At 60.6% G+C, this 13549-nt stretch carries 15 protein-coding genes; 5 read left to right on the forward strand and 10 right to left on the reverse strand.

Features of this window, described 5'->3' with window-relative positions; all coding sequences use genetic code 11:
• Nucleotides 1–42: 42 nt before the first annotated feature.
• Nucleotides 43–1005 (reverse strand): malate dehydrogenase, encoded by a 963-nt coding sequence (gene mdh / locus V9T28_RS20010; protein ID WP_116401713.1) that lies wholly within the window; start codon nt 1003–1005, stop codon nt 43–45.
• A 326-nt stretch (nt 1006–1331) separates the two neighbouring features.
• Nucleotides 1332–1961, reverse strand: a complete 630-nt coding sequence (locus V9T28_RS20015) for a TetR/AcrR family transcriptional regulator (RefSeq protein ID WP_116401714.1) — start codon at nt 1959–1961, stop codon at nt 1332–1334.
• A gap of 175 nt (nt 1962–2136) precedes the next feature.
• Here V9T28_RS20015 and V9T28_RS20020 point away from each other — a divergent pair, with 175 nt between their 5' ends.
• Nucleotides 2137–2961, forward strand: a complete 825-nt coding sequence (locus V9T28_RS20020; RefSeq protein WP_116401715.1) for a DUF2189 domain-containing protein — start codon at nt 2137–2139, stop codon at nt 2959–2961.
• A gap of 39 nt (nt 2962–3000) precedes the next feature.
• Here V9T28_RS20020 and V9T28_RS20025 read toward each other — a convergent pair whose 3' ends face one another.
• The 3 genes from V9T28_RS20025 to V9T28_RS20035 form a co-directional block, all read right to left on the reverse strand.
• Entirely contained in the window at nt 3001–3495 is a 495-nt protein-coding gene (locus tag V9T28_RS20025; protein ID WP_158554843.1) for a Spy/CpxP family protein refolding chaperone, read from the reverse strand.
• Nucleotides 3496–3674: 179 nt separating this feature from the next.
• Complete coding sequence (locus V9T28_RS20030) at nt 3675–4574, reverse strand: metallophosphoesterase family protein (protein ID WP_116401717.1); 900 nt, start codon at nt 4572–4574, stop codon at nt 3675–3677.
• A 389-nt stretch (nt 4575–4963) separates the two neighbouring features.
• Nucleotides 4964–5203, reverse strand: a complete 240-nt coding sequence (locus V9T28_RS20035; protein WP_210210419.1) for a hypothetical protein — start codon at nt 5201–5203, stop codon at nt 4964–4966.
• 83 nt (nt 5204–5286) lie between these two features.
• Between V9T28_RS20035 and hisN the strand changes: the two genes are divergently transcribed.
• Nucleotides 5287–6081, forward strand: a complete 795-nt coding sequence (gene hisN, locus V9T28_RS20040) for a histidinol-phosphatase (protein ID WP_116401718.1) — start codon at nt 5287–5289, stop codon at nt 6079–6081.
• Nucleotides 6082–6103: 22 nt separating this feature from the next.
• Here hisN and V9T28_RS20045 read toward each other — a convergent pair whose 3' ends face one another.
• Entirely contained in the window at nt 6104–7111 is a 1008-nt protein-coding gene (locus V9T28_RS20045; RefSeq protein ID WP_245424153.1) for an alpha/beta fold hydrolase, read from the reverse strand.
• Nucleotides 7112–7327: 216 nt separating this feature from the next.
• Between V9T28_RS20045 and V9T28_RS20050 the strand changes: the two genes are divergently transcribed.
• Together V9T28_RS20050 and V9T28_RS20055 are read left to right on the forward strand one after the other, a co-directional pair.
• On the forward strand, nt 7328–7795 hold the full coding sequence (locus V9T28_RS20050; RefSeq protein WP_116401719.1) for an Hsp20 family protein: 468 nt from the start codon (nt 7328–7330) through the stop codon (nt 7793–7795).
• A gap of 93 nt (nt 7796–7888) precedes the next feature.
• Entirely contained in the window at nt 7889–8362 is a 474-nt protein-coding gene (locus V9T28_RS20055) for a hypothetical protein (protein WP_147306473.1), read from the forward strand.
• Between the two features lie 63 nt (nt 8363–8425).
• Here V9T28_RS20055 and ctrA read toward each other — a convergent pair whose 3' ends face one another.
• A complete protein-coding gene (gene ctrA / locus V9T28_RS20060) occupies nt 8426–9130 on the reverse strand; it encodes a response regulator transcription factor CtrA (RefSeq protein WP_116401721.1) in 705 nt (234 codons plus the stop codon).
• A 518-nt stretch (nt 9131–9648) separates the two neighbouring features.
• Here ctrA and V9T28_RS20065 point away from each other — a divergent pair.
• Nucleotides 9649–10044 carry a flagellar export protein FliJ gene (locus V9T28_RS20065; protein WP_116401722.1) on the forward strand — a complete coding sequence of 132 codons (396 nt, stop codon included), beginning with the start codon at nt 9649–9651 and terminating at the stop codon, nt 10042–10044.
• 8 nt (nt 10045–10052) lie between these two features.
• Here the strand turns inward: V9T28_RS20065 and V9T28_RS20070 are convergent, their stop codons facing one another.
• The 3 genes from V9T28_RS20070 to V9T28_RS20080 are packed head-to-tail and all read right to left on the reverse strand — an operon-like array spanning nt 10053 to nt 13457.
• The gene (locus V9T28_RS20070) at nt 10053–10670 is read right to left on the reverse strand and encodes a GNAT family N-acetyltransferase (RefSeq protein WP_210210420.1); all 618 of its coding nucleotides are present in this window, start codon (nt 10668–10670) and stop codon (nt 10053–10055) included.
• Nucleotides 10671–10677: 7 nt separating this feature from the next.
• Nucleotides 10678–12132, reverse strand: a complete 1455-nt coding sequence (locus V9T28_RS20075; protein WP_116401724.1) for a hypothetical protein — start codon at nt 12130–12132, stop codon at nt 10678–10680.
• 32 nt (nt 12133–12164) lie between these two features.
• Nucleotides 12165–13457: an adenylosuccinate synthase gene (locus V9T28_RS20080; protein ID WP_116401725.1), complete on the reverse strand. Its 1293-nt coding sequence runs from the start codon at nt 13455–13457 to the stop codon at nt 12165–12167.
• Nucleotides 13458–13549: the final 92 nt, after the last annotated feature.

Here is a 13549-nt window from a genome sequence, read left to right on the forward strand (position 1 = left end):
CCGCTGGCGCTGCCCCTCACCCGGCGCTTTGCGGCAACTTAGTTACGCAAACGCCGGATTGATCGTCTTGCAGGCGTCGACCAGGGTCTTCACCGCGGCGATCGATTTCGCGAACATCGCCTTTTCGGCATCGTTGAAGGCAATTTCGACCACGCGCTCGATGCCGTTCGCGCCGATCACCGCCGGCACACCGACATACATGTCATTGACGCCGTATTGACCGGTGAGATGGGCGGCGCAGGGCAGGATGCGCTTTTGATCCTTGAGATAGCTTTCGGCCATTGCGATGGCGGACGATGCGGGCGCGTAGAAGGCCGAGCCGGTCTTGAGCAGCGCGACGATTTCGCCGCCGCCCTTGCGGGTGCGCTCGACGATGGAGTCGAGTTTGTCTTGGGTGAGCCAACCCATCTCCACGAGATCGGGCAGCGGCACGCCGCCGACCGTCGAATGGCGGATCAGCGGCACCATGTCGTCGCCATGGCCGCCGAGCGTCATCGCATGCACGTCCTGCACCGACACGTTCAGCTCCTCGGCGAGGAAATAGCGGAAGCGGGCCGAATCGAGCACGCCCGCCATGCCGATGACTTTGTTGGTCGGCAGGCCGGAGGCCTTTTGCAGCGCCCAGACCATCGCATCGAGCGGATTTGTGATGCAGATCACAAAAGCATTCGGCGCGTGCTGCTTGATACCCGCGCCGACCGATTCCATGACCTTCAAATTGATGCCAAGCAGATCGTCGCGGCTCATGCCCGGCTTACGCGGCACGCCCGCGGTCACGATGATGACGTCGGCGCCGGCGATATCGGCATAAGTATTGGCGCCGCTCAATTTGGCGTCGAAGCCCTCAACGGGCGAAGATTCGGCAAGATCAAGCGCTTTTCCCTGGGGCGTGCCTTCGGCAATATCGAAAAGAACGATATCGCCAAGCTCTTTCAGGCCGGCGAGATGGGCCAAAGTTCCGCCGATCTGGCCGGCTCCGATCAGTGCAATCTTCTTACGCGCCATTGGGTGACGTCCTCGAATTGAAGTTCTAACACACGCGCCGCAGGGCGATTTCGCCGTGCGATCACGCAAACCCAAACCTCCATGACTCCATATGGAGCACGAAGCAAGGGTGTTGAAAGGCCGCTGAGTTTGGTAATTTTGGGATACACAGCAGGAAATGTGAAATCGGGATAAAGTTGATTATATATGTGAAACAATAGTTTGACTTAAAATATCGGCGGGCGATCAAATTTCATATATGGCCGATATTGAATATTACAAATTTCAGATGATGTAATTTGTAACTAAATTTTTCGATAGGATTACCGTGCCGAACCCGACGAAGGTCAGCCGCGGCCGGTGACGAGACCGAGAATCAGAATTTTCACCACCCGGTCGAAACGCGCCGTCATAGTGCTGGCCGGCACGTCGCGGTCGAGTCTCAAGGCGACCGGATGCAGGAAACGGTGCGTGGTGTCGAAAATCAGCGCCATCGAGCGCCGCACGTCGGCCTTGGGGAAGGTCCCGACGGCGATACCCTCGTCCACGACCGTCTGCACGTCGGCCTGCAGGCGGTTGCGATGTTTGCGTCCGACCCCGCGCCCCGCCTCCATGGCATCGGCGAACAGATCGAAGAGATTGGGGTCGGTGTCGAGCTTGTCGCGGTAGGCGCGGTGGGTGGCGGCGAGAATACGCTCCAGCTTGTCCTGCGGCGGGTCGGAACTCTCCATCACCGCATGCAAATCCGCTTCCAGCACTTTCAGCCAAGCGGCCGTCACCGCATCGATCAGAGCCTGCTTGGAGGGAAAATAGCGGTAGACATTGGCATGGGTCATGCCCGCTTCCTCGGCAATCGCCGAAACCGTGGTGCGGCTCAGGCCGAAGCGCCGCAAGTGGGCCGCCGCCATGTCGAGGATGCGGGCATCGGTCGAGTCGAGCGGGGGAGAGGACGGCGCGGCGCGGGCGGGCAAGACCATGATGGCATCATGGCGAAAGCTCGCGCGAAAGTCACCGCCGCCACGGGAAATGGCCCATGACAAAGCGTTAGGAGAGGCGTATTGTCGCAACCATCGCGCCCTGCGCCGCCAGACCGACCCTTTCTGACAGCCTGACCGCAGGTTCGCTCAATTGTTGAGACAGGAGGGGGAGCCTATGGCCAAATTCCATGTCTTTACCGGTACCGAGTCCCTCAGCGAGACGCCGAGCGTCAACAAAATCAGCGCGCAGGATCTCAAGGACGCGTTCGACCAAGGCGTGGACGATTTTCGCACCATGCCGTCCCATCTCGCGTTTCTGATCCTCATCTACCCGTTCTGCGGCATTGTTCTCGCCATATTGACGTCGCAGGAAAACGCCCTGCAACTGCTGTTTCCGCTCGCATCCGGCTTTGCCCTGATCGGGCCTTTGGCGGCAATTGGCCTCTATGAGATGAGCCGCCGCCGCGAACTCGGCCTCGAGACGTCGTGGAAACATGCGATCAATATCATCCACTCGCCGTCCCTGCCCGCCATCATCGCCTTGGGCATCGGGCTCTTTGCGATCTTTCTGCTTTGGCTGGGCGTCGCCCAATCCCTCTATGAACATTATTACGGCCCCTTCGCACCGGAGTCCTATCCGGTCTTCCTGAGCGAGATTTTCTCGACCTATAACGGCATGATGCTGCTGTTTTGGGGCTGCTTCATCGGCTTCTGTTTCGCCCTCGTAACGCTCTGCATCAGCGTGATCTCGTTCCCGATGCTGCTCGACCGCGATGTCGGCGCCGCAACGGCGGTCATGACATCGCTGCGGGCGACGAGAGCCAATCCGGTGATGGTCGCTTTCTGGGGCCTCCTGGTCGCGGTCCTGCTGTTCCTCGGCTCGATCCCGTTCTTCATCGGCCTCGCCGTCGCGCTGCCGGTGCTCGGCCATGCCACCTGGCACCTCTATCGCAAGCTGGTGCCGCGCAATCAGGCGGAAGAACATCCGGTCCGTCCGTGACCGCAGCCGGAGCCGGTCAAGGCTCCGGCCGCATCAGCATTACTCTTCCTGCTGATCGCCGTTATGATCGTGACGAGGCTCGCCATGGTGCTCATGCCCATGGTCGCGCATCGCGTCGAACGCCGTCTTCTGCTTGTCGTCGAGGCTGTTGTAGAAAGCCTCCAGCTTCGGACGGGTCGACTTGAACGCCGCGAGACGCGCTTCCATCATCTTCTCGCGAAGGTCGAGACGGCCGGTCAAGGTGCTGAGGTCCGGCTTCTGCGAGCACAAGCTGGTCTTCAGATCGGCGCGCGTCTGCTGACGGGCGTCGGTCAGGTCCTTCCACAGCGACTTCTGCGCATCGGTGAGCGAGAGCTTGTCAATGAAGGATCCTTCCTTCGCCCCGTCATGGCGCATCTGCGACTGATCGCTGCACAGGCGCTCGATCATCGCCGCACCCTTCTGCTGATGATCTTTGGGAGCCTCCGCATAGGCGAGCCCAAGGGAAAGCGCGAGAGCGGCGCCGGTGAGTGCAACGGTTTTGAATTTCAACACATCAATCTCCAACACATGATCGGTCGCCGTACACCGGCGCCAGGTGAGGCAAGAAAATTCGCGCCGGACCGGTGAACGATGGATGAATGAAGTGGCCAACGCCTTGCAATTGCTCATTAAATTTATGCAATCTTGCCGCAGCCGAACGTGACAAAAATTTTAGGTTGCGCGTTCCGCCGCTACTTCGGCGCGTTGAGCGCGAGCGCCCCGAGCGGCTCGACCGAGCGCAGATCGCCGCCGATGCCGCGCGCTTCGCCGCTCACCGACCAGCCCGCGCCAGTGTGCTCGAGGCGAAAGAGATGATAGGCGGCGCGATGATGATGATTGCTCGAGACGGCGCTTGCCGACGGCACGCCGACGACCGGCACCGGCCGGCGCGCGGACCCCAGCCATGCCACGGCGGCGCGATGATTGTGGCCGTAGAGCACCAGTTCCGCGCCATGTTGCGCGATCACGCGTTCGAAAGCCGGCGCATCGTCGAGCCCGCGCCCGCGCGCGGCGCCGACCCGGTGCGGCGGATGATGGATCATGACGACGCGTGCCAACCCCTTGGCGCCGGTCTCGGCCAGCACCTCGGCGAACTTCCGCATTTGCATATCGCCCAAATGTCCCGACGCGAGGAACGGCGCCGTCGGCACGCCCGAGCACAGGCCGATCAACGCCACCTCGCCGCGCAGGCGCAGATAGGGAAAGGCGGTATTGTTCCTGCCGTCGCTCGAGGCGTAAGGCGCGAACGTGCTGATGAGATGCGGCACCGCGCCGCGGACATAGGCATCGTGATTGCCCGGCACGAAGCTCACGTCGTGCGGGGACCCGAGCGTTTCGATCCAGGCACGGGCCAGCGGGAATTCCGCCGGCAGGCCGATGTTCAGAATGTCGCCGGTCATGGCGATATGGTCGGGATTCTGCGCTTTCAGATCGGCGACGATCCGCGCCAGCACATCCATATTGTGTGCCCGGCGGCGGCCGCGCTGCCAATTCATGTAGCCGGTCAGACGCTTGCTGAACAATTCATGCAGGCGCGGCCGCGGCAACGGGCCGATATGGGCATCCGAAAGATGGGCGAGAACAAAAGCCATGCGATTTGTGTTGCGCACCACACGGCAGGCGTCAAGCGGGATGCAATCTTGCCTCCCACGCGCCCCAAGGCAATCGCATTTGAAAATGGTGCGGTCCAAAGTTGGCAGTCGGCGCTAGGCCACCGAAGGTCAATTGAAACGAGGCGATCGTTGAGTATTCTTATGATCAAAGACGGTCTGCCGGCGGTCCAAAACCACGTCGAATCGCTCAATTTTTGTCCAGATACGCATCTAACATATTGAACAATATAGAATATTCGCTCTACTAGTTTGATCCCAAAAAATTTTCATATGCCTCCCCATCGTTCCCCGTCACCAGCCGGCATTCGATGGTTTTGAAATTGAAGCCGAGGAGAGTTTTTTGCTCCCTCGCCTGTCCGTTCCCTGACTCATGCGTTTGTAATCCCTGGATAAAACGCTTGTTCATTATATGTTCCTTTTTTGGATTTGTCAAATTTTCGCAGCTTCGGTTCCAGAGCGGCAAAGCCGTGAAGATCGGGATTTCTCGGACGAAACGAGACCACGAACGGAACGGCGTCGAAAGCAGCTGAATTTCCCGATTTCGCCCACTTTGCCTTCCGGTTGCTTGCCCGCATGGTCAATGCATCCAAATGCGATTGCCCTGCCACACGCCTGTATCCGGATTCCCTTCGGCCAGCGTTTCGGCTACATCAGAGGCGACACTCTTCCGTTCCCAAAGCGCAGGGGCTCCATGACCGCCGTCGATTTTTCCGCCTTCGTGCAAGAGCTCGCCCGTGTCTCCGGCGAGGCGATCATGCCGTTTTTCCGCACCGCCATCGGCGCCGAGGACAAGAATGTCGGCGGAGCCTTCGATCCGGTGACGGAGGCGGACAAAGCCTCCGAACTCGCCATGCGTCATCTCATCCAGAAGACGTTTCCGCATCACGGCATTTTGGGCGAGGAGTTCGGCATCATCAATCCGGATGCGGAATATTGCTGGGTGCTCGATCCGATCGACGGAACCCGCAGCTTCATCTCCGGCGTGCCGCTATGGGGCACGCTGATCGGCCTCACTCATAAGGGCAAGCCGGTCTATGGCATGATGCATCAGCCTTTCACCCGCGAGCGCTTCGTCGGCGATGGCAGCGCGGCGACGTGGAGCCATGAGGTCGCGGGCCGCAGAACCGAGCGCAACCTGCGCGCGCGCGGTTGCGCCACGCTGGCGCAGGCGACGCTGATGACCACCAGCCCGCGGATTTTTACGCCGGAGCGGCTCGCGGCCTATGACCGGGTCGAGGCGCAGGTGCGCCTCGCGCGCTATGGCGCGGATTGTTACGCCTATTGCCTGCTCGCCAGCGGCCATGTCGATCTTGTCATCGAGGCTGGCCTCAAGCCCTATGACATCGTCGCGCTCATTCCGGTGATCGAAGGCGCCGGCGGAATCGTGACAACCTGGGATGGCGGCGATGCGTCGCACGGCGGTACGATCATCGCCGCCGGTGACCGCCGCATCCATAAGGCCGCGCTCAAATTGCTGGCGGGATAAGGGCCTCCCGAACTTTCGGGTGTCACACCTTGTCGGCGTGTTCCGTGCGGAATTGCTCGAGCTCCTGCCGCTTGCCCGGAATGAAGGCGTCGAACGCCGCCCAGAACTGATCGCGCAAAGCATCGCGCTCCATCATGATCTCGTGCTGCGCATAGGGAATGGTGATGAAGCGGCCGGCTTTCAGGCGGGCGGCGAAGCGTTCGGTGGTCGGCGTGTCGACGACTTTGTCGGCGCCGCAGGCGATGATGAGAATGGGCGTGATAATGTGGCGCGGCACCTCCGGATCCATCAGCCCATCCATCCGCCGGAACGCGGCATGGATCCAGGCGACGGTCGGCGAACCGAGGCCGAGCTGCGGATGGTGCGCCATCATATTCAGCGACCGCTTGTAGCGCCGCTCGTCCGAGGTCAGGACATTGCCAGCAAAGGGATGCAGATGGCCGTTGCTTGAACTCCCCCCCGGCACGAAGGCGCGGCCGAGGCCGATAGCGTTGAGACCGCGCGCGAGGAGGCGCAGGAAGCGCGGATATTTCAGGCCGTGAATATCCAGCATCGGCGCGCTCAGGACCACGCGCTCGAAGGCGTCGTGGCCGCGCCGTGCCAGCATCAAGAGAATTGCGCCGCCCATGGAATGCGCGAGGCCGAACCAGGGCTTCGGACAATGCGGGATCAGTACCTGCTGCACGACCGCATCCATGTCGAGGCCATATTCAGCGAAATCCTCCACATGGCCTTTGCGCGGATTCTTGAGCTGCCGCACCGAGCCGCCCTGCCCGCGCCAATCGAAGGCGACGACATGAAAGCCGCGGTCGCGCAAGTCGCCGACCACTTCGAAATATTTCTCGATCCATTCGCTGCGACCGGGACAGATGACGACCGTTCCGCGCGCTGCCTTGCCCTCGGACGGCTGCCAGCGGGCGCCGCGCAGGATGACGCCGTCACTTGCCTCGATCACGCAGATCTCGCCGCCCGGCGGGGCAGGATTGTCCGGCATCTCGAAGAGTTTGAGAACGGTGCGGGTTAAGCTCATGAGCGCCTTATACGCATTTTGACGGGTTCCCGCATCGGATTTCGCACAGCCGAAAAACCGGCGGCGGGGGGCCTTGCAAAGGCCGGAACCGCTCCCCAATTAATTCTCTGCACGGGCCAATCGGACGTGCAAACCCCAAGGCACCGGGTCACTGCGACCGGTGCGAGGTGAGGCGAGAGCCTCATCGATCATGTCGCTTAATGAAGGATATGTTCCATGCGTCACACTGATTTTGCTCCGCTTTATCGCTCCACCGTCGGCTTCGACCGTTTGTTTTCGCTGCTCGGCCAAGTGAGCGCTGCCGATCAATCGGCGCCGACCTACCCGCCCTACAATATCGAGCGCACCGGTGAAAATGCCTACCGCATCACCGTCGCCGTCGCCGGCTTCGCCGAGAACGAACTCACCCTCGAGACCAAGGAAAACACCCTCACCATCAAGGGCACCAAAGAGGTTGCGGGCGAGGCCGAGCCGAAGAGCGAAGTCCTCTATCAGGGCATTGCCGCCCGCGCCTTCGAACGCCGCTTCCAGCTTGCCGACCACGTCCACGTGTCGGGCGCGAGCCTCGTGAACGGCTTGCTCCATGTCGACCTCGTGCGCGAGATCCCCGAAGCGCAAAAGCCCCGCCGCATTGAAATTGCGTCCGGCAGCGCCAAGACGATCGAAGCGAAGCAGGCTGCTTAAATCCTGAAGTTTTGAAGCGATCTTCGATCCCCTTTTCCACCTCGGAAAAGGGGATTATTTTTTAGCGATGGCAGCTTCCAAAACGAGCGATTGATGTCTCCCGATATGTTGCGATGGTCAGCCTTTCCGATTTTCTTTGTCGGCATATTGCTGGTGAGCAGCATCCTTGTTGCGATCCTTTCCGGATGGTTCCGATTGGCCGACCAGTTTCGCGCTTTTGACGAAATTGATGGTCGGCGCTTTCGCTTTTCATCCGGCCGCATATCGCGTTGGAAAAATGCTTCGTTGTGGTTTCCTGCTGGTGGCATCGGCTTCAACAACATTCTCAAGGTGACGCTGAACGGCAGGGGTTTCGGACTGGGCGTCTTCTTTCCGTTTTCGATTTTCATGCGTCCCATCTTCATTCCGTGGTCGGCCGTGGACTCGATCCGCTCGGAACGTTTTCTGTGGAAGAATTTTGCGAGCATTATGCTCGCCAATGATCTGGGACGGATCGATCTGACCGGCGCGCCGGGACGAGCGCTCTTATCTTCTTGTCCCGCTCAGCTCATCAAGCCAACGCAATAGAATTGACCGAGGCACAAAAAACCCCGCCAGAGCGGGGTTTTGCGCAATCTGAAATTCGTGATTCTATTCCGCCGGAATGCGTTCGTCGTTCTCGGTCGGCTCGCGCAGCACGTAGCCGCGACCCCAGACGGTCTCGATGTAGTTTTTGCCTTCCGACGCATTCGCGAGCTTCTTGCGCAACTTGCAGATGAAGACGTCGATGATCTTCAATTCAGGTTCGTCCATGCCACCATAGAGATGGTTGAGGAACATCTCCTTGGTCAGCGTCGTGCCCTTGCGCAAGGACAGGAGCTCCAGCATCTGATATTCCTTGCCGGTCAGATGCACGCGCGCGTCGTTCACTTCGACAGTCTTCTGATCGAGGTTGACGGTGAGATCGCCGGTGACGATGACCGATTGCGCATGGCCCTTCGAGCGGCGCACGATCGCGTGAATGCGTGCCACCAATTCGTCCTTGTGGAAGGGCTTGGTGAGATAATCGTCGGCGCCGAAGCCGAGCCCTTTCACCTTGTCCTCGATGCCGGCAAGGCCGGAGAGAATCAGAATCGGCGTCTTGACTTTCGCGACCCGCAAGGTGCGCAGCACTTCGTAGCCGGACATGTCCGGCAGGTTCAAATCAAGCAAAATAATATCGTAGTCGTAGAGCTTGCCGAGATCGATACCTTCTTCGCCAAGATCGGTCGTATACACGTTGAAGGCTTCCGATTTGAGCATCAGTTCGATGCTCTGCGCCGTTGCGCTATCGTCTTCGATGAGAAGTACGCGCATTTGATATCCCCGCCGTGCCCGAAGGCCTCAAAAAATTCGTGGTCAGGTGCAGCCGATCAGGCCCACCCGGCTAAACTAAGGCTCGCGCCCAACTCTTCGACTCAAAGGTAAACAAGGAATGGTTAACAAAATATGATTCAATCTGGCAAGAAATAAGCCAATGTTAACAGCAAAATTCGGCAGCCCTTTGATTTATCAGAATATTTTTATTAACTCCGTTAAACTAGAAACTTAAAAAAATCTTGCAAGTGTGTTTGTGGGCAGGCTGATTTGACGCTGAGTCCAGGCCGGCGGCGCGGCAGCCATGGCCAATCGTTAATGGCGGCGCAGCAGCGCCGCCGCTTCGTATCCGCCGCCACAAATTCGAACCGCCTCCAGCTTCCCCGCATCACAAAAAAATCACATTTGGTAAGGAACGAGCAACTTCCTTACGCAATACTCACGCAGTCTCGCGGCCATCCTCCGTTCCTTCGATCGGCGGGTGCGTCTTTTGTCATTTGCGTTGGAGTTCTCACGTGATGAAATCACGGGACACATTGATCCGTCTGAAGCGTTTCCAGGCCGAGGAAAAGCGCCGCCGCGTCCTGCAGATCGAGGCGATGATCGCCGATTTTGACCGGATGGCCGGCGATCTCGACCGCGAAATCGTGGGGGAGGAGAAACGCGCGGGGATCTCCGATCCGAGTCATTTCGCCTATCCGACCTACGCCCGCGCCGCTAAGACCCGGCGCGACAATCTGCTGCAATCGGCGGAGGATTTGAAAGCCCAGCTCGCGGACGCGCGCACCGCCCACGCGTTGGCGATGGATGAAATGAAGAAAGCCGAAGCCTTGGACGGCCGCGAAAAGGGCAGCGAGCGGGTGATCGACTTGAGCGGCGCCCTCGGCATGTCCAACAGCGCCATGCGCCTCTAAATTAAAACTCAGCCTTCAATCATTGGCACATGCGCCCCTGCGGTGCGGGGGAGCTGACCGTTCAAACGCGGGTCGTCCATGATCTCGAATCCAACCTGATACGGCGTGAAGCCGCTTTGCCGGTAGAAGCCGATGGCGGCCGGCGAATCGAAACTGCAGGTGTGCAGCCAGAAGCGTTCGATCGGCTGCGACCAGGCCAGCGCGATCGCCTGCGCCATCAGCCAACGGCCGATCCCACGGCCGATGGCCTGTTCGACCACGCCGAAATAATCGAGTTCCGCCGCATTCTCCTTGAACGAGATTTCCAGCAAGCCGACATCGGCATTCCGCTCGACCAGCGCGAAAGCGCGGGTCTGCGGCGCGTCGAGAACGGCGGCGATTTCACTGTGTTGCAGCGCCAAACGGCCCGACCACAGCCACGCATCGCCCACGGCGCGGAAGATACGCAAATAGCGGTCGACATCGCCGCCGCGCAATGGCTGCAAGGCGAGATCGGGGCGCGCCGGCACGGTATGACCCTCCGGCTTGCCACGCATTTCGAGCCACGTCACCGCATTGGCCAATTTGCCGGGCGGCAGGACGGTGTAGCCGTTCGCGATGGGCGCGACGGTCTGGCTCTCGATCATCTTGCGGCTATTTCCAGGCTGCAAAGGCGTCATTGATCGCCTGCGTGCCGGATGGGCCTTTCAGCAGGTTGAGCGTGGCGCGGATATTGCCGTTGATGGTCATGGTCAAGCGGAGCCAATCGCGCTTTTCAAGCAATTGGGTGTTCTGGTCCCGCTCCGCGTCCGCCGCCGGCAGGAAGACCAGGAACACGTTCGGCACACGCGGCAAGGCCATCACACCAGCTATATTGACATTGTCCGGCGACGCATTGTCGTTGAAGGCCGAGACGGAGCCGATGCCCGAAACACTGGTGATCGGACTGGTGGACTGAGGCTGGAAATAGAGTTCGATCTGATTGGCGATGGGCGTCGGATCGACGTTCTTTTTCATGCGCAGCGTGACGTGGAATTTCAGATCCGGAATATCCGCATCCGCCACGATATCGGGAAGCGTCTGGCCGTTCACCTGGACGGTATTCTCAACGCGCCATTGAACGGTGCCCGGAAAGGCCTGCCCATCCGGATGCTCGTTGGTCGGAATCGTAAACTCTGCCCGCTGCGGCGCGGCGGCCGCAACCGTCGGCCCGCCAGTCTGGCTCGCCTGACCCGCCGGACTCGTCGGCGTCTGGCTTGCCTGATTCTGGTTCGGCTGGCTCGTATCGGCGGCCGGAGCTTGTGGCGCGGTGTCCGTCTCTGGCGGCGTATCGGAATGAATGGCGACGCTCGGTGCCGTCACGGTCGAAACCGGCGGGCTCAGCGGCGCAGCACTGATTCGGGCCGGCACCTTGCCGCTGCCGGTGTCCGCCGGCGGCGCGGGCATTGCGGCTTTATGCGCTGCGGCGAGTTCATCCGGATTGTCCCGCCAGCGCATGGCGAGAATGCCTGCGCCAACCAGAACCGCGGCCAGGACGGCGGCCGTCACCCAATAGCCGACGCGGCTCTTCTTCTCCTGGCGCGGCACCGGCGCAGCGGGGCGCGTGGGTGCTTCGGGGGGCGTTTTGCGAAGGACTTCCTCTTCCGGCGCATCGACGGGACGCAACGGCGGGCGCGGCGCTTCGACCACGATCGGCGGCGCACTCGATGCCGCCGACTCGCCGCCTGCGAGAATCTGAATCTGCGGCGCGGAACTGCCGGCCGGCTCCGGCGCATGCCGGCTTGCGACGACATCCGGCGGCGCTGCAGCAGCAGGCGGCCCCTCGATCGACGGCGATGGCGCTTCGGTTTCGGCCGGCGGCGGCGATGGAGCAATCGCCTCTTCGATTTCCTTGATCAGCGGATCGTATTCGGCCTCCAACCGCGCAATCGCTTGATCGAGCGCCTCCGCTTCCCGATCGATATCCTCTTTTGGAATCGGCGGCTGCATATTTTCCAGTTGGCCGAGCAGCGCTTTTCGCGCCCGCTCAAACACAGCGCGACGTGCCTCAGGCGTCTGATTGGGCAGCCCGGCGATCGCCCGGGCTAGCAGCGGATAATAGTCAGCCATACGATGTTTAAGACCATTGCTCGATGCGTCCGTCAATCCTGGAACGGATTATGGACCAAAATAGTGTCATCGCGCTCAGGACTTGTCGAAAGTAAGGCAACGGGCGCACCGATCAGCTCCTCGATCCGTCGAACGTATTTGATCGCCTGCGCCGGCAGCGCCGCCCAGGACCGTGCGCCGCCCGTCGCGCCGGACCAACCCTCGATCACCTCGTAGATCGGCTTGACCCGTGCCTGCGCCGCTTGAGAGGCCGGCAGATAGTCGATCTTTTCGCCGTCGAGTTCATAGGCGGTGCAGACTTTGATCTCGCTGAAACCGTCGAGGATATCGAGCTTGGTGAGCGCAATGCCATCGATGCCGGAGTTTTTCACTGTCTGGCGCACCAACACGGCGTCGAACCAGCCGCAGCGGCGCGGACGCCCCGTCACGGTGCCGAATTCATGGCCGCGCTCGCCGATCAGGCGGCCGGTCTCGTCATGCAGTTCGCACGGGAAAGGTCCTTCGCCGACACGGGTCGTGTAGGCCTTGACGATGCCGAGCACATAGCCGACCGCTTTCGGACCAAGCCCGGACCCCGTCGCCGCATTCGACGCCACCGTGTTGGAGGAGGTCACGTACGGGTAGGTGCCGTGATCGATATCGAGCAGCGCGCCCTGCGCGCCTTCGAACAGGATGCGCTTGCCGGCGCGGCGCAAATCGTCGAGTAGCATCCAGGTATTGTCCATATAGGGCAGGACCTGATCGGCCACCGAAGCAAGTTCGCCATAGACTTCGTCGCGGGTAAATTCCGTCAGGCCGAAGCCGCGCCGCAGCGCATTGTGATGGTTGAGCAAGCGGTCGATCTTGTCGCCGAGCGCCGGCAGGTCGGCAAGGTCCATGACGCGGATGGCGCGGCGGCCGACCTTGTCCTCATAAGCCGGGCCAATGCCGCGCTTGGTGGTGCCGATTTTCGTGCCCTCGGAGGCATTCTCGCGCAAGGCGTCGAGCTCGCGGTGCAACGACAGAATGAGCGGAGCGTTTTCGGCGATGCGCAGATTCTCGCGCGAGATCTCGACGCCCTGCCCGCGCAATTTGGCGATTTCGTTCACGAGATGGTGCGGATCGATCACGACGCCATTGCCGATGACCGACAATTTGCCCGGCCGCACGATGCCCGAAGGCAGCAGCGACAATTTGTAGACCTTGCCGCCGATGACCAGTGTGTGGCCGGCATTGTGGCCGCCCTGAAACCGAACCACGACATCGGCTTCGATCGACATCCAGTCGACGATCTTGCCCTTCCCTTCGTCGCCCCATTGGGCGCCGACGACCACCACATTGGCCATAACGGACTCCGCGAAAGCTATAAAAACAAAACCCCGGCCGACCTTTGCACGCAAAGATCCCGACCAGGGTTCGTTGCCCCGATGCTTTAGCC

Origin of the sequence: Methylovirgula sp. 4M-Z18, from assembly GCF_037890675.1 — a bacterium.
In the GTDB taxonomy this organism is placed as follows: Bacteria; Pseudomonadota; Alphaproteobacteria; order Rhizobiales; family Beijerinckiaceae; genus 4M-Z18.

Coding starts and splice junctions, on each gene's coding strand:
- mdh (WP_116401713.1), bottom strand. CDS start 1,005: ATGGCGCGTAAGAAGATTGCACTGATCGGAGCCGGCCAGATCGGCGGA.
- V9T28_RS20015 (WP_116401714.1), bottom strand. CDS start 1,961: ATGGTCTTGCCCGCCCGCGCCGCGCCGTCCTCTCCCCCGCTCGACTCG.
- V9T28_RS20020 (WP_116401715.1), top strand. CDS start 2,137: ATGGCCAAATTCCATGTCTTTACCGGTACCGAGTCCCTCAGCGAGACG.
- V9T28_RS20030 (WP_116401717.1), bottom strand. CDS start 4,574: ATGGCTTTTGTTCTCGCCCATCTTTCGGATGCCCATATCGGCCCGTTG.
- hisN (WP_116401718.1), top strand. CDS start 5,287: ATGACCGCCGTCGATTTTTCCGCCTTCGTGCAAGAGCTCGCCCGTGTC.
- V9T28_RS20045 (WP_245424153.1), bottom strand. CDS start 7,111: ATGAGCTTAACCCGCACCGTTCTCAAACTCTTCGAGATGCCGGACAAT.
- V9T28_RS20050 (WP_116401719.1), top strand. CDS start 7,328: ATGCGTCACACTGATTTTGCTCCGCTTTATCGCTCCACCGTCGGCTTC.
- V9T28_RS20055 (WP_147306473.1), top strand. CDS start 7,889: ATGTCTCCCGATATGTTGCGATGGTCAGCCTTTCCGATTTTCTTTGTC.
- ctrA (WP_116401721.1), bottom strand. CDS start 9,130: ATGCGCGTACTTCTCATCGAAGACGATAGCGCAACGGCGCAGAGCATC.
- V9T28_RS20065 (WP_116401722.1), top strand. CDS start 9,649: ATGAAATCACGGGACACATTGATCCGTCTGAAGCGTTTCCAGGCCGAG.
- V9T28_RS20070 (WP_210210420.1), bottom strand. CDS start 10,670: ATGATCGAGAGCCAGACCGTCGCGCCCATCGCGAACGGCTACACCGTC.
- V9T28_RS20075 (WP_116401724.1), bottom strand. CDS start 12,132: ATGGCTGACTATTATCCGCTGCTAGCCCGGGCGATCGCCGGGCTGCCC.
- V9T28_RS20080 (WP_116401725.1), bottom strand. CDS start 13,457: ATGGCCAATGTGGTGGTCGTCGGCGCCCAATGGGGCGACGAAGGGAAG.